The sequence below is a fragment of the Streptomyces hydrogenans genome, from assembly GCF_014656075.1.
GTDB classification, from domain to species: domain Bacteria; phylum Actinomycetota; class Actinomycetes; order Streptomycetales; family Streptomycetaceae; genus Streptomyces; species Streptomyces hydrogenans.
In genome coordinates, this window is the sequence record NZ_BNBS01000106.1 from 1 (window position 1) to 16,511 (window position 16,511).

15 protein-coding genes are annotated in these 16,511 nt (G+C 73.2%); all 15 read left to right on the forward strand.

Annotated elements, in window-relative coordinates:
• The coding region (locus IE321_RS31720; protein ID WP_190225422.1) for a DUF5941 domain-containing protein at positions 1-1,494 on the forward strand (1,494 nt) is incomplete at its 5' end.
• The gene (locus IE321_RS31725; RefSeq protein WP_043228314.1) at positions 1,491-2,228 is read left to right on the forward strand and encodes a phosphocholine cytidylyltransferase family protein; all 738 of its coding nucleotides are present in this window, start codon (positions 1,491-1,493) and stop codon (positions 2,226-2,228) included. The genes IE321_RS31720 and IE321_RS31725, both read left to right, overlap by 4 nt.
• Positions 2,216-3,277, forward strand: a complete 1,062-nt coding sequence (locus IE321_RS31730) for an iron-containing alcohol dehydrogenase family protein (RefSeq protein ID WP_043228316.1) — start codon at positions 2,216-2,218, stop codon at positions 3,275-3,277. Before IE321_RS31725 ends, IE321_RS31730 begins: the two co-directional genes overlap by 13 nt.
• The gene (locus tag IE321_RS31735; protein WP_190225423.1) at positions 3,255-4,034 is read left to right on the forward strand and encodes a CDP-alcohol phosphatidyltransferase family protein; all 780 of its coding nucleotides are present in this window, start codon (positions 3,255-3,257) and stop codon (positions 4,032-4,034) included. The genes IE321_RS31730 and IE321_RS31735 overlap by 23 nt, the downstream gene beginning before the upstream one ends.
• Before the next feature lie 173 nt (positions 4,035-4,207).
• Positions 4,208-5,107, forward strand: a complete 900-nt coding sequence (locus tag IE321_RS31740; RefSeq protein ID WP_107063327.1) for an ABC transporter permease — start codon at positions 4,208-4,210, stop codon at positions 5,105-5,107.
• The gene (locus tag IE321_RS31745; RefSeq protein ID WP_043228324.1) at positions 5,100-5,888 is read left to right on the forward strand and encodes an ABC transporter ATP-binding protein; all 789 of its coding nucleotides are present in this window, start codon (positions 5,100-5,102) and stop codon (positions 5,886-5,888) included. The genes IE321_RS31740 and IE321_RS31745 overlap by 8 nt, the downstream gene beginning before the upstream one ends.
• Before the next feature lie 119 nt (positions 5,889-6,007).
• Entirely contained in the window at positions 6,008-6,643 is a 636-nt protein-coding gene (locus IE321_RS31750; RefSeq protein WP_190225424.1) for a TetR/AcrR family transcriptional regulator, read from the forward strand.
• Between the two features lie 288 nt (positions 6,644-6,931).
• Positions 6,932-7,837, forward strand: a complete 906-nt coding sequence (hpnC, locus tag IE321_RS31755) for a squalene synthase HpnC (RefSeq protein WP_226652766.1) — start codon at positions 6,932-6,934, stop codon at positions 7,835-7,837.
• Positions 7,834-8,778 (forward strand): presqualene diphosphate synthase HpnD, encoded by a 945-nt coding sequence (gene hpnD, locus IE321_RS31760; protein WP_370531498.1) that lies wholly within the window; start codon positions 7,834-7,836, stop codon positions 8,776-8,778. The genes hpnC and hpnD overlap by 4 nt, the downstream gene beginning before the upstream one ends.
• A complete protein-coding gene (gene hpnE, locus IE321_RS31765; RefSeq protein ID WP_043228332.1) occupies positions 8,778-10,187 on the forward strand; it encodes a hydroxysqualene dehydroxylase HpnE in 1,410 nt (469 codons plus the stop codon). Before hpnD ends, hpnE begins: the two co-directional genes overlap by 1 nt.
• Entirely contained in the window at positions 10,184-11,284 is a 1,101-nt protein-coding gene (locus IE321_RS31770) for a polyprenyl synthetase family protein (RefSeq protein ID WP_079022322.1), read from the forward strand. Before hpnE ends, IE321_RS31770 begins: the two co-directional genes overlap by 4 nt.
• 108 nt (positions 11,285-11,392) lie before the next feature.
• Entirely contained in the window at positions 11,393-13,390 is a 1,998-nt protein-coding gene (shc, locus tag IE321_RS31775; RefSeq protein WP_190225425.1) for a squalene--hopene cyclase, read from the forward strand.
• Entirely contained in the window at positions 13,390-14,043 is a 654-nt protein-coding gene (locus tag IE321_RS31780; RefSeq protein ID WP_190225426.1) for a phosphorylase family protein, read from the forward strand. The genes shc and IE321_RS31780 overlap by 1 nt, the downstream gene beginning before the upstream one ends.
• Before the next feature lie 7 nt (positions 14,044-14,050).
• Positions 14,051-15,067, forward strand: a complete 1,017-nt coding sequence (gene hpnH, locus IE321_RS31785; protein WP_043228338.1) for an adenosyl-hopene transferase HpnH — start codon at positions 14,051-14,053, stop codon at positions 15,065-15,067.
• Positions 15,068-15,077: 10 nt separating this feature from the next.
• Positions 15,078-16,463 (forward strand): aspartate aminotransferase family protein, encoded by a 1,386-nt coding sequence (locus IE321_RS31790; RefSeq protein WP_043228340.1) that lies wholly within the window; start codon positions 15,078-15,080, stop codon positions 16,461-16,463.
• Positions 16,464-16,511 lie beyond the last annotated feature (48 nt).

Here is a 16,511-nt window from a genome sequence, read left to right on the forward strand (position 1 = left end):
GAGTCCGCCGACGGCCTGGCCGGCACCCTCGCCGACGGCCTCGCCGCCGACGGCGTCGCCGTGCACCGGCCCGCGCTCGGCACCCTCGTCGCCGCCGTCCCCGCCGACGCCGGGGCCCGCCACGAGGCCCGCGCCGCCGTCGACGCCGTCGACGACGAGGCCGTCCGGCTCCGCTCCGCCGTGAAGGCCCACGACGGCTTCTTCACCACCTTCTTCATCAGCCCCTACTCGCGGTACATCGCCCGCTGGTGCGCCCGCCGGGGCCTCACCCCCAACCAGGTCACCACCGCCTCGCTGCTCACCGCCCTGATCGCGGCCGGCTGCGCGGCCACCGGAGAGCGCGGCGGCTACATCGCCGCCGGCGTCCTGCTGCTCGTCTCCTTCGTCCTGGACTGCACCGACGGGCAGCTCGCCCGGTACGCGCTCAAGTACTCGACGATGGGCGCCTGGCTGGACGCCACCTTCGACCGGGCCAAGGAGTACGCCTTCTACGCCGGTCTCGCGCTCGGCGCGGCCCGGAACGGCGACGACGTCTGGACGCTCGCGCTCGCCGCCATGGTCGTCATGATCTGCCGGCACGTCGTGGACTTCTCGTTCAACGAGTCGAACGTCGCCGACACGGCGGCGGCGGGCTCCACCGCCAGGACCAGCCTCGCCCTCTCCAGCCGGCTCGACGGCGTCGGCTGGACCGTCTGGGCCCGGCGCATGATCATCCTGCCGATCGGCGAGCGCTGGGCGATGATCGCGGTCCTCACCGCCGCCACCAGCCCCCGGATCGTCTTCTGGGCGCTGATCGTCGGCTGCTCCTTCGCCGCCTGCTACACCACCGCCGGCCGGGTGCTGCGCTCGGTGAAGCGGCGCGGCCCGCGCACCGACCGCGCCGCCCGCGCCCTGGCCGAACTCGCGGACTCCGGCCCGCTCGCGCTCCTGGTCGCCCGGATCGCCCGCCGGCTCCCCGCGCCCGCCCCGCTCGCGGCCCTCCTGGGCGCCGCCCTGATGCTCTCCGTCGCGGCCACCGCCCCGGTCGGCGACTGGTCCGTCGTGGGCGCCGCCGGCGGCTACGCGGTCCTCGCCGGGATCGCCGTGGCCCGCCCCCTCAAGGGCCCCCTCGACTGGTTCGTCCCGCCGTTCTTCCGCGCCGCCGAGTACACCACCGTGCTGCTGCTGGCCGCCCGGTCGGACGTGCCGCAGGCCGTCCCCGCCGCGTTCGGCCTGGTCGCGGCGGTCGCCTACCATCACTACGACACGGTGTACCGCATCCGCGGCGGCACCGGCGCGCCGCCCGCCTGGCTGGTGCGGATCACCGGCGGACACGAGGGGCGCACGCTCCTGGTGACCGTCCTCGCCGCCCTCCTGGTGGACCGCGGCGACGACTTCACCCTGGCGCTCACGGCCCTGGCCGGCGCGCTCGCCCTCGTGGTGCTCGTGGAGTCCATCCGCTTCTGGGTCTCCTCCGGAGCGCCCGCTGTTCATGACGAAGGAGAAACAGCATGATCGGCCTCGTTCTGGCAGCCGGTGCCGGACGGCGACTGCGCCCGTACACCGACACCCTCCCGAAGGCCCTCGTGCCCGTGGACGGCGACACCACCGTCCTCGACCTCACGCTGAAGAACTTCGCCGAGGTCGGCCTCACCGAGGCCGCGATCGTCGTCGGCTACCGCAAGGAGGCCGTCTACGCCCGCAAGGCCGAGCTGGAGGCGACGTACGGCATCGCCCTCACCCTGATCGACAACGACAAGGCCGAGGAGTGGAACAACGCCTACTCCCTGTGGTGCGCCCGTGAGGTCCTGAAGCGCGGGGTCATCCTCGCCAACGGCGACACCGTGCACCCGGTCTCCGTCGAGAAGACGCTGCTCGCCGCCCGCGGCGAGGGCCGGCGGATCATCCTCGCCCTCGACACGGTGAAGTCGCTCGCCGACGAGGAGATGAAGGTCGTCGCCGCCGAGGGCGCCGGCGTCCGGAAGATCACCAAGCTGATGGACCCGGCCGACGCGACCGGCGAGTACATCGGCGTCACCCTCATCGAGCCCGAGGCCGCCGAGGAGCTCGCCGACGCCCTGAAGGCCACCTTCGAGCGCGACCCCGACCTCTACTACGAGGACGGCTACCAGGAGCTCGTGAACCGCGGCTTCACCGTCGACGTCGAGCCCATCGGCGAGGTCTCCTGGGTCGAGATCGACAACCACGACGATCTCGCCAAGGGCCGGGAGATCGCGTGCCGGTACTGACCCGACTGATCCCGTCGCCGGTCGTCGTCGACATCCGCCGGGGCGCGCTGGAGGGACTCTCCGCGCTCATGGCGGACGAGAGGATCTCCAGCAACGGCAAGATCGCCGTCGCGATCAGCGGCGGGTCCGGGCTCAAACTGCGCGACCGGTTCGCCGACGAGCTGCCGGGCGCCGACTGGTACACCGTCGACGGCGGCACCATCGACGCCGCCGTGCGGCTGGCCGACGCCATGCGCGGCAAGCGGTACGACGCCGTGGTCGCGCTCGGCGGCGGCAAGATCATCGACGTGACGAAGTACGCGGCGGCCCGGGTCGGGCTGCCGCTGGTCGCCATCGCCACCAACCTGTCGCACGACGGCCTGTGCTCACCGGTGTCCACCCTGGACAACGACAACGGGCGCGGCTCCTACGGCGTCCCCACCCCGATCGCGCTGGTCATCGACCTCGACGTGATCCGGGACGCCCCGGTCCGCTTCGTCCGCTCCGGCATCGGCGACGCGGTGTCCAACCTCTCCGCCCTCGCGGACTGGGAGCTCTCCCACCGGGAGACCGGCGAGAAGATCGACGGCCTGGCCGCCGCCATGGCCCGCAGCGCGGGCGAGGCGGTGCTCCGGCACCCCGGCGGCGTCGGCGACGACGACTTCCTCGTCACCCTCTCCGAGGGCCTGGTGATGTCCGGCATCGCCATGTCGATCAGCGGCGACACCCGGCCGTCCTCGGGCGCCTGCCACGAGATCAGCCACGCCTTCGACCTGCTCTACCCGGCCCGCGCCGCCAGCCACGGCGAGCAGTGCGGGCTCGGCGCGGCCTTCGCGATGCACCTGCGCGGTGCCCGCGAGGAGTCCGGCGCGATCGTGGAGACCCTGCGCCGCCACGGCCTGCCCGTCCGGCCGGAGGAGATGGGCTTCACGGTCGACGAGTTCGTGCGGGCGGTCGACTTCGCCCCGCAGACCCGGCCCGGCCGCTTCACCATCCTGGAACACCTCGACCTCTCCACCGACCAGATCAGGGACGCGTACGCCGACTATGCCCAAGCCATCGGTAGCTGAACTCCGCCCCGTCGTCCACCCGCCGGGCGTCAAGGACCGGCGGAGCGGCGAGCACTGGGGCGGCCGCCTCTACATGCGGGAGATCTCGCTCCGCATCACCCGCCAGCTGGCGAACACCAAGGTCACGCCCAACCAGCTGACCTACCTGATGACGCTCTTCGGCGTGCTCGCCGCGCCGGCGCTCCTGGTGCCGGGCATCTGGGGCGCGGTCCTCGGCGTCGTCGCCGTGCAGATGTACCTGCTGCTCGACTGCGTCGACGGCGAGCTGGCCCGCTGGAAGAAGCAGTACTCGCTGGCCGGCGTCTACCTCGACCGGGTCGGCGCCTACCTGTGCGACGCGGCCGTGCTCGTCGGCTTCGGCCTGCGCGCCGCCGACCTGTGGGGCGAGGGCCGGATCGACTGGCTGTGGGCCTTCCTCGGCACCCTGGCCGCGCTCGGCGCCATCCTGATCAAGGCGGAGACCGACCTGGTCGGCGTCGCCCGCCACCAGAACGGGATGCCCCCGGTCAAGGAGGCGGCCTCGGAGCCCCGCTCCTCCGGCATGGCGCTGGCCCGCCGGGCCGCCGGGGCGCTCAAGTTCCACCGGCTGATCCTCGGCATCGAGGCGTCCCTCCTGATCCTGGTGCTGGCCTTCGTCGACCAGGCGCGGGGCGACCTCTTCGCCTCCCGGGTCGGCGTCGCGGTCCTGGCGGGCATCGCCCTGCTCCAGACCGTCCTGCACCTCGTCTCGATCCTGGCGTCCAGCAGACTGAAGTGAGGAGGGCCGGCCGGGACTCCCGCGTCACCGGCCGGTCACCGGCATGGCGTACGGTGTGGCGACCCGATCGGTCGCCCGCCGGCCGTCCGACATCGTGGTAATCCGACGTGCCGCACATCTTGAACACGAAAGTTTCGACTGTGAGTGACATTCACCAGGGCGGGGCGGTCGCGATGAGCGCGCCTCCGTCCTCCGTCGACGAGGGCCTGGCCCCGGGCGACCTCGCCGCCAAGTACGGCCTGTCGGTCAGCGGCGCCCGGCCCGGACTGTTCGAGTACATCCGCGAGCTGTGGAGCCGCCGCCACTTCATCCTGGCGTTCTCCTCGGCGAAGCTGACCGCCCAGTACAGCCAGGCCAAGCTGGGCCAGGTCTGGCAGGTGGCGACCCCGCTGCTCAACGCCCTGGTCTACTACCTGATCTTCGGGCTGATCCTGGACGCCGGCCGCGGCATGAGCAAGGAGGTCTACATCCCCTTCCTCGTGACCGGCATCTTCGTGTTCACCTTCACGCAGAGCTCGGTCATGGCGGGCGTCCGCGCGATCTCGGGCAACCTCGGCCTCGTCCGGGCCCTGCACTTCCCGCGCGCCACCCTCCCCATCAGCTTCTCGCTCCAGCAGCTCCAGCAGCTCCTCTTCTCGCTGGTGGTGCTCGCCGCGGTCGCGATCGCCTTCGGTAGCTACCCCTCGCTCAGCTGGCTGCTGCTGATCCCGGCGCTCTTCCTCCAGTTCGTGTTCAACGTCGGCCTGGCGATGATCATGGCCCGGATGGGTTCCAAGACCCCCGACCTCGCCCAGCTGATGCCCTTCGTCATGCGGACCTGGATGTACGCCTCGGGCGTCATGTTCTCGATCCCCGTGATGCTCGCGGACAAGCCGGCCTGGATCGCCGACGTCCTCATGTACAACCCGGCGGCGGTCTACATGGACCTCGTCCGCTTCGCGCTCATCGACGGCTACGGCGCCTCGAACCTGCCCGCCCACGTCTGGGCCACCGCCCTCGGCTGGGCGCTGGTCTTCGGCATCGGCGGCTTCGTCTACTTCTGGAAGGCCGAGGAGAGGTACGGACGTGGCTGACACCTCCCAGAACCCGCTGGCGCCCACCGTCATCTGCGACGACGTCCACATCGTCTACCGGGTCAACGCCGGCGGCGGCGGCAAGGGCAGCGCGACGGCGGCCCTCAGCCGGATCGTCGGCAAGGGCAAGGCCGAGGTCACCCGCGGCGTGCGCAAGGTGCACGCCGTCCGCGGCGTCACCTTCACCGCCTACCGCGGCGAGGCCATCGGCCTGATCGGCACCAACGGCTCGGGCAAGTCCACCCTGCTGCGCGCCATCGCCGGCCTGCTCCCCACCGAGAGCGGCAAGGTCTACACCGACGGCCAGCCCTCGCTGCTCGGCGTCAACGCGGCCCTGATGAACGACCTCACCGGCGAGCGCAACGTGATCCTCGGCGGCCTCGCGATGGGCATGGGCCGCGAGGAGGTCCAGACGCGGTATCAGGACATCGTCGACTTCTCCGGGATCAACGACAAGGGCGACTTCATCAGCCTGCCCATGCGCACCTACTCCTCCGGCATGGGCGCCCGGCTCCGCTTCGCCATCGCCGCCGCCAAGAACCACGACGTGCTCCTCATCGACGAGGCGCTCGCCACCGGTGACCGCAAGTTCCAGATCCGGTCCGAGGCGCGCATCCGCGAGCTGCGCAAGGAGGCCGGCACGGTCTTCCTGGTCAGCCACAGCAACAAGTCCATCCGGGACACCTGCGACCGGGTGCTCTGGCTGGAGAAGGGCCAGCTCCTGATGGACGGCCCGACCGACGAGGTGCTCAAGGCGTACGAGCGGGAGACCGCCCGCTGAGTCCCGCGCCGCACCCCGCGCGCAGCGCCCCCGCCGTCCCGGCGGGGGCGCTTCCGGTTTTCGCCGGTCGGGCCCCCGCCTGGAATGTTCATGCGGTCAACATCGGGCAGGATGAGCCCATGGCAGGGATCTCGGGCGGAAAGAACTACCATCACGGCGACCTGCGCAACGCCCTGATCCGCGCGGCCGTCGACCTCGCCACCGAGGGCGGCCCCGAGAGGGTCGTCCTGCGCGAGGCGGCCCGCCGCGTCGGCGTCTCGCCCACCGCCGCCTACCGGCACTTCGACGGCCGCGGCGAGCTGCTCCGCACCGTCCGCGCCCACGCCCGGGTCCGGCTCGCCGAGGCCATGGAGCGGGCCGCCGCCCGCGAACCCGGGGCCGACGACCCCGCGCTCGCCGCCGAACGCCGGCTCGCCGCCCTCTGCCGCGGCTACGTCGGCTTCGCCGTCGAGCACCCCGGCCTCTACCGCGCCGCCTTCTGTGCCGGCCGGCCCGCCCCCGGGGAGCCGCCCGTCGGCGTCCCGGTGCCCCCGGAGCCCGAGATCCGGGCCTTCACCCTCCTGAAGGAGAGCCTGGAGGCGCTGGACCGGACCGGCGGCCGCCGGCCCGCCGCCGGCGCCGCCGCCTGGTCGGCCGTGCACGGCCTCTCGCTGCTCCTCCTCGAAGGCCCGCTGCGCCGGCTCTCCGCCCGCCGGCGCGACGACGTGGTCGAGACGACCCTCGCCATGGTCGTCTCCGGGGCCCGCACCCCGTGACCCGCCGGCGGTCCCCGCATCGCCACTGGTCAGCCCCGCCGCGGCGGCCCGCCGCGGCAGCACACCCCCCGAATGGCGACATCCCTCGTACAACGTAAGCTGTACCGGTCTGATCCACACCGCCCACGGCGCCCCCGGAAGAGCCCGGCGGGCGCGTGCTCCGTGCGCGGCGGCGTGTCCGAAATAGGATGGATTGGATCGGCAGTGTAGAACGGGAGATATGACGGCCATGACGCAGAATCTCCAGCTTCACGTGGGTGTCGCCGTCCCCGCGCCGGGCGCCGCCCGGTGACGGCTCCCCGGCACGTGCGCGCCGACGACCCCTCGCGCACCACACTCGGCAAGGCCGCGGACGAGAACTTCCCCGTGGCCCCCTTCTTCCTGCCCCGTGACTGGCGCGACGACCTCATGGCCGTCTACGGATACGCCCGCCTCGTCGACGACATCGGCGACGGCGACCTCGCCCCCGGCGGCGCCGACGCCTTCGGCCTCGCGCCCGACGCCGGCCCGCTCCCCCTCCTCGACGCCCTGGAGGAGGACCTGCACCGGGTCTTCGACGGGACCCCCCGCCACCCGCTGCTGCGCGGCCTCCAGCCCACCGTCCGGCGCCGCGGCCTCACCCCCGGCCCGTTCCTCGGCCTGATCCAGGCCAACCGGCAGGACCAGCTCGTCCGCCGCTACGAGACGTACGACGACCTCCTCGCCTACTGCGAGCTCTCCGCCAACCCCGTCGGCCGGCTGGTCCTCGGCATCACCGGCACGGCCACCCCCGAGCGGATCCGCCGCTCCGACGAGATCTGCACCGCCCTCCAGCTCGTCGAACACCTCCAGGACGTCGCCGAGGACCTCGCCCGCGACCGGATCTACCTCCCGGCCGAGGACCTCAAGAGCTTCCACGTCACCGAGGAGGAGCTGGCCCGGCCCTCCGCCGGCGCCGCCGTCCGCTCCCTCGTCGCCTTCCAGGCCGAGCGCGCCCGCGCCCTCATGCACGCCGGACTGCCTCTCGTCGGCAGCGTCCACGGCCGCCTGCGCCTGCTCCTGGCCGGCTTCGCCGGCGGCGGACTCGCCGCGCTCGACGCCATCGCCGCCGCCGGCTTCGACGTCCTCTCCGGACCGCCGAAGCCCACCAAGCCGAGCCTGACGCGCCAGGCGGGAGCCGTCCTGCTCCGGGCGCGCAGAGAGGGGGGAACGTGACCGTGGAGGAACTGACCCGGCCGTCCGCGCCGGTGCAGGCCGCGTACAGCTACTGCGAGGCCGTCACCGGACAGCAGGCCCGCAACTTCGCCTACGGGATCCGCCTCCTGCCCGCGGACAAGCGGCAGGCCATGTCGGCCCTGTACGCCTTCTCGCGGCGGGTCGACGACATCGGCGACGGCACCCTCGCCCCCGAGGAGAAGCACGAGCGCCTGGAGGGCACCCGGGCGCTGCTCGACCGGGTCCGCAAGGGCGACGTCGCCGAGGACGACACCGACCCCGTCGCGGTCGCCCTCGCCGACTCCGCACGCCGCTTCCCGATCCCCCTCGAAGGGCTCGACGAGCTGATCGACGGCGTCCTCATGGACGTCCGCGGCGCCACCTACCGCACCTGGGACGACCTCAAGGTCTACTGCCGCTGCGTCGCCGGCGCCATCGGCCGGCTCTCCCTCGGCGTCTTCGGCACCCAGCCCGGCGCCGCCGACGCCGAACGCGCCGCCGAGTACGCCGACACCCTCGGCCTCGCGCTCCAGCTCACCAACATCCTGCGCGACGTCCGCGAGGACGCCGGAAACGGCCGCACCTACCTGCCCGCCGAGGACCTCGCCCGCTTCGGCTGCCAGGACGGCTTCGGCTCGGCCACCCCGCCGCCCGGCGCCGACTTCGCCGGCCTCGTCCACTTCGAGGTCCGCCGCGCCCGCGCCCTCTTCGCCGAGGGCTACCGCCTGCTGCCCATGCTCGACCGGCGCAGCGGCGCCTGCGTCGCCGCCATGGCGGGCATCTACCGCCGGCTCCTCGACCGCATCGAGCGCGACCCCGGGGCCGTGCTCCGCGGCCGGGTCTCGCTCCCCGGCCCCGAGAAGGCGTACGTCGCCGTCCGCGGCCTCTCCGGCCTCGACGCCCGCCACATCGCCCGCTCCACCGTCAGGAGGCGCGCCTGATGCCCCCCACCGACGCCCCCGCGCCGCGGGACGGCGAAGCCCGCCCCAGCGCCGTCGTCGTCGGCGGCGGGCTCGCCGGCATCACCACCGCCCTCCAACTCGCCGACGCCGGCGTCGCCGTGACCCTCCTCGAAGGACGGCCCCGCCTCGGCGGCCTCGCCTTCTCCTTCCGGCGCGGCGAGCTCACCGTCGACAACGGCCAGCACGTCTACCTGCGCTGCTGCACCGCCTACCGCTGGTTCCTCGACCGCGTCGACGGCGCTCGCCTCGCCCCCCTCCAGGACCGGCTCGACGTCCCCGTCCTCGACGTCGCCCACCCCCGCGGCCCGCGCCTCGGCCGGATCCGCCGCGACCCGCTGCCGGTCCCCTTCCACCTGGCCCGCAGCCTCGCCACGTACCCCCACCTCTCCCTCGCCGAACGGGCCTCCGTCGGCCGCGCCGCGCTCGCCCTCAAGCGGCTCGACCCCGCCGACCCGGCCCTCGACGGCATCGACTTCGCCACCTGGCTCGGCCGCCACGGCCAGACCCCCCGCGCCATCGAGGCCCTGTGGGACCTGGTCGGCATCCCCACCCTCAACGCGCCCGCCCCGGACGCCTCCATGGGACTCGCCGCCATGGTCTTCAAGACCGGGCTGCTCACCGACCCCGGCGCCGCCGACATCGGCTGGGCCCACGTGCCGCTCGGCCACCTCCACGACACCCTCGCCGGCAAGACCCTCGACGGGCTCGGCGTACGGACCCTGCTGCGCACCAAGGCCGAGCGGATCTCCCGCACCGACGACGGCCGCTGGACCGTCGAGGTGCCCGGCGAGACCCTCGAAGCCGACGCCGTCGTCCTCGCCGTGCCGCAGACCGAGACCCACGCGCTGCTCCCCGAGGACGCGCTCGACGACGCCGACAGGCTCCTCGACATCGGCACCGCGCCCATCCTCGACCTGCACGTCGTCTACGACCGCAAGGTGCTCAGGCGGCCCTTCTTCACCGCCCTCGGCTCCCCGGTCCAGTGGGTCTTCGACCGCACCGCCTCCTCCGGCCTCACCGGCGGCGGCCAGTACCTCGCCGTCTCGCAGTCCGCCGCCCAGGACGAGATCGACGAGCCCGTCGCCGCGCTCCGCGAGCGCTACCTGCCGGAGCTGGAGCGGCTGCTGCCCGCCGCCCGCGGCGCCGGGGTCCGCGACTTCTTCGTCACCCGCGAGCGGACCGCCACCTTCGCCCCCACACCGGGAGTGGGGCGCCTGCGCCCCGGCGCCCGCACCCGTGCGCCCGGCCTCTACCTGGCCGGCGCCTGGACCGCCACCGGCTGGCCCGCGACCATGGAGGGTGCCGTCCGAAGCGGCTTCAGCGCCGCCGGCGCGGCGCTCTCCGCCTTCGGCCGCCGCCACGACCATCCGCTGCAGGAGGCGGCATGAGTGTGATCACAGGAACTAGAGGAGAGACCGTGCCGACCGTGCCCCCGGGGACCCCGGCCGTCGACACCGCGGACGTGAGCGCCCTGCTGGAGAGGGGACGGACCCTGTCCACCCCCGTCATGCGGGCGGCCGTCGGCCGGCTCGCACCGCCCATGGACACCGTGGCCGCCTACCACTTCGGCTGGATCGACGCCCAGGGCAACCCCACCGACGCCGACAGCGGAAAGGCCGTGCGCCCCGCGCTCGCCCTGCTCTCCGCCGAGGCCGCCGGCGCCGCGCCCGAGGTCGGCGTCCCCGGCGCCGTCGCCGTCGAGCTCGTGCACAACTTCTCGCTCCTCCACGACGACCTCATGGACGGCGACGAGCAGCGCCGCCACCGCGACACGGTGTGGAAGGTGCACGGCCCCGCCCAGGCGATCCTGGTCGGCGACGCGCTCTTCGCCCTCGCCAACGAACTCCTCCTGGAGCTCGGCACCGTCGAGGCCGGCCGGGCCACCCGCCGCCTGACCACCGCCAGCCGCAAGCTGATCGACGGTCAGGCCCAGGACATCTCCTACGAGCACCGCGAGCGGGTCACCGTCGAGGAGTGCCTGGAGATGGAGGGCAACAAGACCGGCGCCCTCCTCGCCTGCGCCGTCTCCATCGGCGCCGTCCTCGGCGGCGCCGACGACCGCACCGCCGACAAGCTGGAGGAGTACGGCTACCACCTCGGCCTCGCCTTCCAGGCCGTCGACGACCTCCTCGGCATCTGGGGCGACCCGGACGCCACCGGCAAGCAGACCTGGAGCGACCTGCGGCAGCGGAAGAAGTCGCTGCCGGTCGTCGCCGCCCTCGCGGCCGGCGGGGAGGCGTCCGAGCGGCTCGGCCGACTGCTCGCCGAGGACGCCAAGTCCACCGCCTTCGACTCCTTCACCGAGGAGGACTTCGCCTACCGCGCCGCCCTCATCGAGGAGGCCGGCGGCCGCGAGTGGACCGCCGAGGAGGCCCGCCGCCAGCACGCGGTCGCCCTCCGCGCCCTGGACGAGGTCGACATGCCCGCCCGGGTGCGCGACCAGCTGATCGCCCTCGCCGACTTCGTCGTCGTACGGAAGAAATGATCACCCACCGCCAGATATGAGTGTGCGGTCGCCGGCCGGTGCCACCCGGCGCCGGCCGACGGCAGACCCGCAGGAGCAGAGGAAACCGACTGCCACGAAGGGGAAGCCATGACAGCGACGACCGACGGAAACGCCGGGGCCCTCGGCCCCCTCGCGCCCGCGGCCAGCACCACTCCACAGCAGACCACGACCGTCCCCACCCGCCTCGACGAGGCCGCCGCCCGCGCCACCCGCCGGGCCGTCGACCACCTCCTCGCCCAGCAGGCCCCCGAGGGCTGGTGGAAGGGCGACCTGGAGACCAACGTCACCATGGACGCCGAGGACCTGCTGCTCCGCCAGTTCCTCGGCATCCTCGACCCGGACACCCTCGCGGCCGCCGCCCGGCACATCAGGAGCCGGCAGTACGAGGAGGGCGCCTGGCCCACCTTCTACGGCGGCCCCGGCGACCTGTCCGCCACCGTCGAGGCGTACGTCGCGCTCCGGCTCGCCGGGGACCGGCCCGAGGCGCCGCACATGGCCCGGGCCGCGGCCGTGGTCCGGGCCGGGGGCGGGATCGCCTCCGCCCGGGTCTTCACCCGCATCTGGCTGGCCCTCTTCGGCTGGTGGCGCTGGGAGGACCTGCCCGAGCTGCCGCCCGAGCTGATCTTCCTGCCGAAGTGGTTCCCGCTGAACATCTACGACTTCGGCTGCTGGGCCCGGCAGACCATCGTGCCGCTCACCGTCGTCTCGGCGAAGCGCCCGGTCCGCCCCGCGCCCTTCCCCCTCGACGAACTCCACACCGACCCCGGCCGCCCGGCGCCCAAGCGGCCGCTCGCCCCGCTCACCGGCTGGGACGGGCTCTTCCAGCGGCTCGACAAGGCCCTGCACGTCTACCACCGGTTCGCCCCGCGCGGCGTCCGCCGGACGGCGATGAACACCGCCGCCCGCTGGATCGTCGAACGGCAGGAGAACGACGGCTGCTGGGGCGGCATCCAGCCGCCGGCCGTCTACTCGCTGATCGCCCTCCACCTCCTCGGCTACGACCTGGAACACCCGGTGATGCGGGCCGGCCTGGAGTCCCTGGACCGCTTCGCCGTCTGGCGCGAGGAGCCCGAGGGCCCGGTCCGGATGATCGAGGCGTGCCAGTCGCCCGTCTGGGACACCTGCCTCGCCACCATCGCCCTCGCCGACGGCGGCCTGCCGGCCGACCACCCGGCGCTGGTGAAGGCCGTGGACTGGATGCTCGACGAGGAGATCACCAAGACCGGCGACTGGGCGGTCCGCCGGCCCGGACTCCCGCCCGGCGGCTGGGCCTTCGAGTTCCACAACGACAACTACCCCGACATCGACGACACCGCCGAGGTGATCCTGGCCCTGCGCCGGGTCCGCCACCCCGACCCCGTCCGGGTCGACGCGGCCGTCGCCCGGGCCGCCCGCTGGACCGCCGGCATGCAGTCCGGCAACGGCGCCTGGGCCGCCTTCGACGCCGACAACACGGGCGTTTTGCCCAACAAACTGCCCTTCTGCGACTTCGGTGAGGTGATCGACCCGCCGTCCGCCGACGTCACCGCCCACGTCGTCGAGATGCTCGCCCACGAGGGCCTGGCCCGCGATCCGCGCACCCTGCGCGGCATCGACTGGCTGCTCGCCGAACAGGAGCCGAACGGCGCCTGGTTCGGCCGCTGGGGCGTCAACTACGTCTACGGCACCGGCTCGGTGGTCCCCGCCCTCACCGCGGCCGGGCTCCCCACCGGCCATCCGGCCATCCGCCGCGCCGTCGCCTGGCTCGCCGCCGCGCAGAACCCGGACGGCGGCTGGGGCGAGGACCTCCGCTCGTACGACGACCGCTCCTGGATCGGCCGGGGCACCTCCACCGCCTCGCAGACCGCCTGGGCCCTCATCGCGCTCATCGCCGCCGGGGAGCGCGACTCCGAGACCGCCCGCCGGGGCGTGGCCTGGCTGGTGGAGACCCAGCGGGAGGACGGCTCCTGGGACGAGCCGTACTTCACCGGCACCGGCTTCCCCTGGGACTTCTCCATCAACTACCACCTCTACCGGCAGGTCTTCCCGCTCACCGCGCTCGGCCGGTACGTGCACGGCGAGCCCGTCCCCGGCCGGAGACCGTGATGGACCGCGACCGCCCGCCGGGGGAGACCGTGCCGCCGCTCCTCGTCGCCTGCGCCCTCGGCATCGAACGCCTCGCCCGGCGCGGCGGCGAGCGCGGCGGGGCACCCGGCCCGGTCCGGGTGGTGCGCACGGGCATGGGGCCCGCGCACGCGTCCCGCGGCGTGGACCGGGCGCTGGCCCGCGAGGGCTGGGGCGCCGCCGCCGTCATCGCCTCCGGCTTCTGCGCCGGGCTCGCCCCCGGCATGCACCCCGGCGACCTGGTCGTCGCCGAGGAGACGCGCGGTCCCGGCGGCGCGATCGCCTGCGACGGGGTCGACCTGCTCGTCAAGGCGCTCGCCCGGGCGGTGCCCGGCCGGACCGTGCACACCGGCCCGCTGACCGGCTCCGACCACGTGGTCCGGGGCCCCGAGCGGGCCGCGCTGGCCGCCGGCGGGGCGATCGCCGTCGACATGGAGTCCGCCGCCACCCTGCGTACCGCCCGGGCGGCCGGACCCCGCCCGCTTGCGGCCGTACGGGTGGTCGTGGACGCCCCCGAACACGAACTCGTCCGTATCGGCACCGTGCGCGGGGGAATATCGGCCTTCCGCGTCCTGCGTGACGTCCTTCCCGCTTTCTTCGAATGGCACCGTTCTCTGCTGCTCCCCAGGAGGTGAGCCGGTCATGGCCATGCCGCTCCGTCAGTCCGTCCGGGTCGGGACCTATCTCTTCGAACAGAAGCTCCGCAAGCGGGACAAGTTCCCCCTCATCGTCGAGCTGGAACCGCTCTACGCCTGCAACCTCAAGTGCGAGGGCTGCGGCAAGATCCAGCACCCCGCCGGAGTCCTCAAGCAGCGCATGCCGGTCGCCCAGGCCGTCGGCGCCGTCCTGGAGTCCGGCGCCCCGATGGTCTCCATCGCCGGCGGCGAGCCCCTCATGCACCCGCAGATCCACGAGATCGTGCGCCAGCTGGTCGCCCGCCGGAAGTACGTCTTCCTCTGCACCAACGCGATGCTGCTCCGCAAGAAGCTCGCCGACTTCACCCCGTCCCCCTACTTCGCCTTCGCCGTGCACATCGACGGGCTGCGCGAACGCCACGACGAGTCGGTCGCGAAGGAGGGCGTGTTCGACGAGGCCGTGGCGGCGATCAAGGAGGCCAAGCGGCGCGGATTCCGGGTCACCACCAATTCGACCTTCTTCAACACCGACACCCCGCAGACCATCATCGAGGTGCTGAATTTCCTCAACGACGACCTCCAGGTCGACGAAATGATGATCTCGCCCGCCTATGCCTACGAGAAGGCGCCCGACCAGGAACACTTCCTCGGCGTCGAACAGACCAGGGAACTCTTCAAGAAGGCGTTCGCCGGCGGGAACAGGCGCCGCTGGCGGCTCAACCACTCGCCGCTCTTCCTCGACTTCCTCGAAGGAAAGGCCGACTTCCCCTGCACCGCCTGGGCGATCCCCAACTACTCCCTCTTCGGATGGCAGCGCCCCTGCTACCTGATGAGCGACGGCTACGTCCCCACCTACCGGGAACTCGTCGAGGACACGGACTGGGACAAGTACGGCCGCGGCAAGGACCCGCGCTGCGCCAACTGCATGGCGCACTGCGGCTACGAACCGACCGCCGTGCTCGCCACCATGGGCTCGCTCAAGGAGTCGCTGCGGGCGGTCCGCGAGACCGTCTCGGGCAGCTGAGGGACGCGCCATGACCGAGGGCTTCGACCTGCGGGCACTGCTCGCCGAGCGCGGCGGGGAGCGGTACGGGCTGCACGCCCGGTACCTCAACCCGCAGCTGCCGCGGATGCTGCACACCATCGGCTTCGACAAGGTCTACGAGCGGGCCGAGGGCGCCCACTTCTGGGACGCCGAGGGCAACGACCACCTCGACATGCTCGCCGGCTTCGGCGTCATGGGCCTCGGCCGGCACCACCCCGTCGTCCGCAAGGCCCTGCACGACGTCCTCGACGCGGACCTCCCCGACCTCACCCGCTTCGACTGCCCGCCGCTGCCCGGACTCCTCGCCGAGCGGCTGCTGGCCCACAGCCCCCACCTCGACCGGGTCTTCTTCGGCAACAGCGGCACCGAGGCCGTGGAGACCGCGCTGAAGTTCGCCCGCTACGCCACCGGCCGGCCCAGGGTCGTCTACTGCGACCACGCCTTCCACGGGCTCACCACCGGCGCCCTCTCCGTCAACGGCGAGAAGGGCTTCCGGGCGGGCTTCGACCCGCTGCTCCCGGACACGCCGATCGCGCTCGGCGACCTCGACGCCCTGGAGCGCGAGCTCCGCGGGGGCGACGTGGCCGCCTTCGTGGTCGAACCGATCCAGGGCAAGGGCGTCCACGAGTCGCCGCCCGGCTTCCTCGCCGCCGCGCAGGAGCTGCTGCACCGGCACGGGGCGCTGCTCATCGCCGACGAGGTGCAGACCGGTCTCGGCCGGACCGGCGACTTCTACGCCTACCAGCACGAGGAGGGCGTCGAGCCGGACCTGGTGTGCGTGGCGAAGGCGCTCTCCGGCGGTTACGTGCCGGTCGGCGCCACCCTCGGCAAGGACTGGATCTTCAAGAAGGTCTACTCGTCCATGGACCGGGTGCTGGTCCACTCGGCCAGCTTCGGCGCCAACGCCCAGGCGATGGCGGCGGGGCTCGCGGTGCTCTCGGTGATGGAGTCCGAGGGGACCGTCGCGCACGTGCGGCGGGTCGGCGGGCTCCTGAGGAGCCGCCTGGAGGAGCTGGTGCCGCGCTACGAGCTGCTGCACGCGGTCCGCGGCCGGGGGCTGATGATCGGCATCGAGTTCGGCCGGCCCAGCTCGCTGGCGCTGCGCGGACGGTGGGCGATGCTCCAGACGGCCCGCAAGGGGCTCTTCGCCCAGATGGTGGTGGTCCCGCTGCTCCAGCGGCACCGGATCCTCACCCAGGTCTCCGGGGACCACCTGGAGGTGATCAAGCTGATCCCGCCGCTGGTGATCGACGAGGCGGACGTGGACCGGTTCGTCACCGCCTTCACGGCGGTCATGGAGGACGCCCACGGCGGCGGGGGGCTGCTCTGGGACTTCGGGAAGACGCTGGTCAAGCAGGCGGTCGCGCAGCGCTGAGGCGGCCGTGCCCGGTGGTTTTTGCCTCTGGGGCAAGAAACTTGCCTC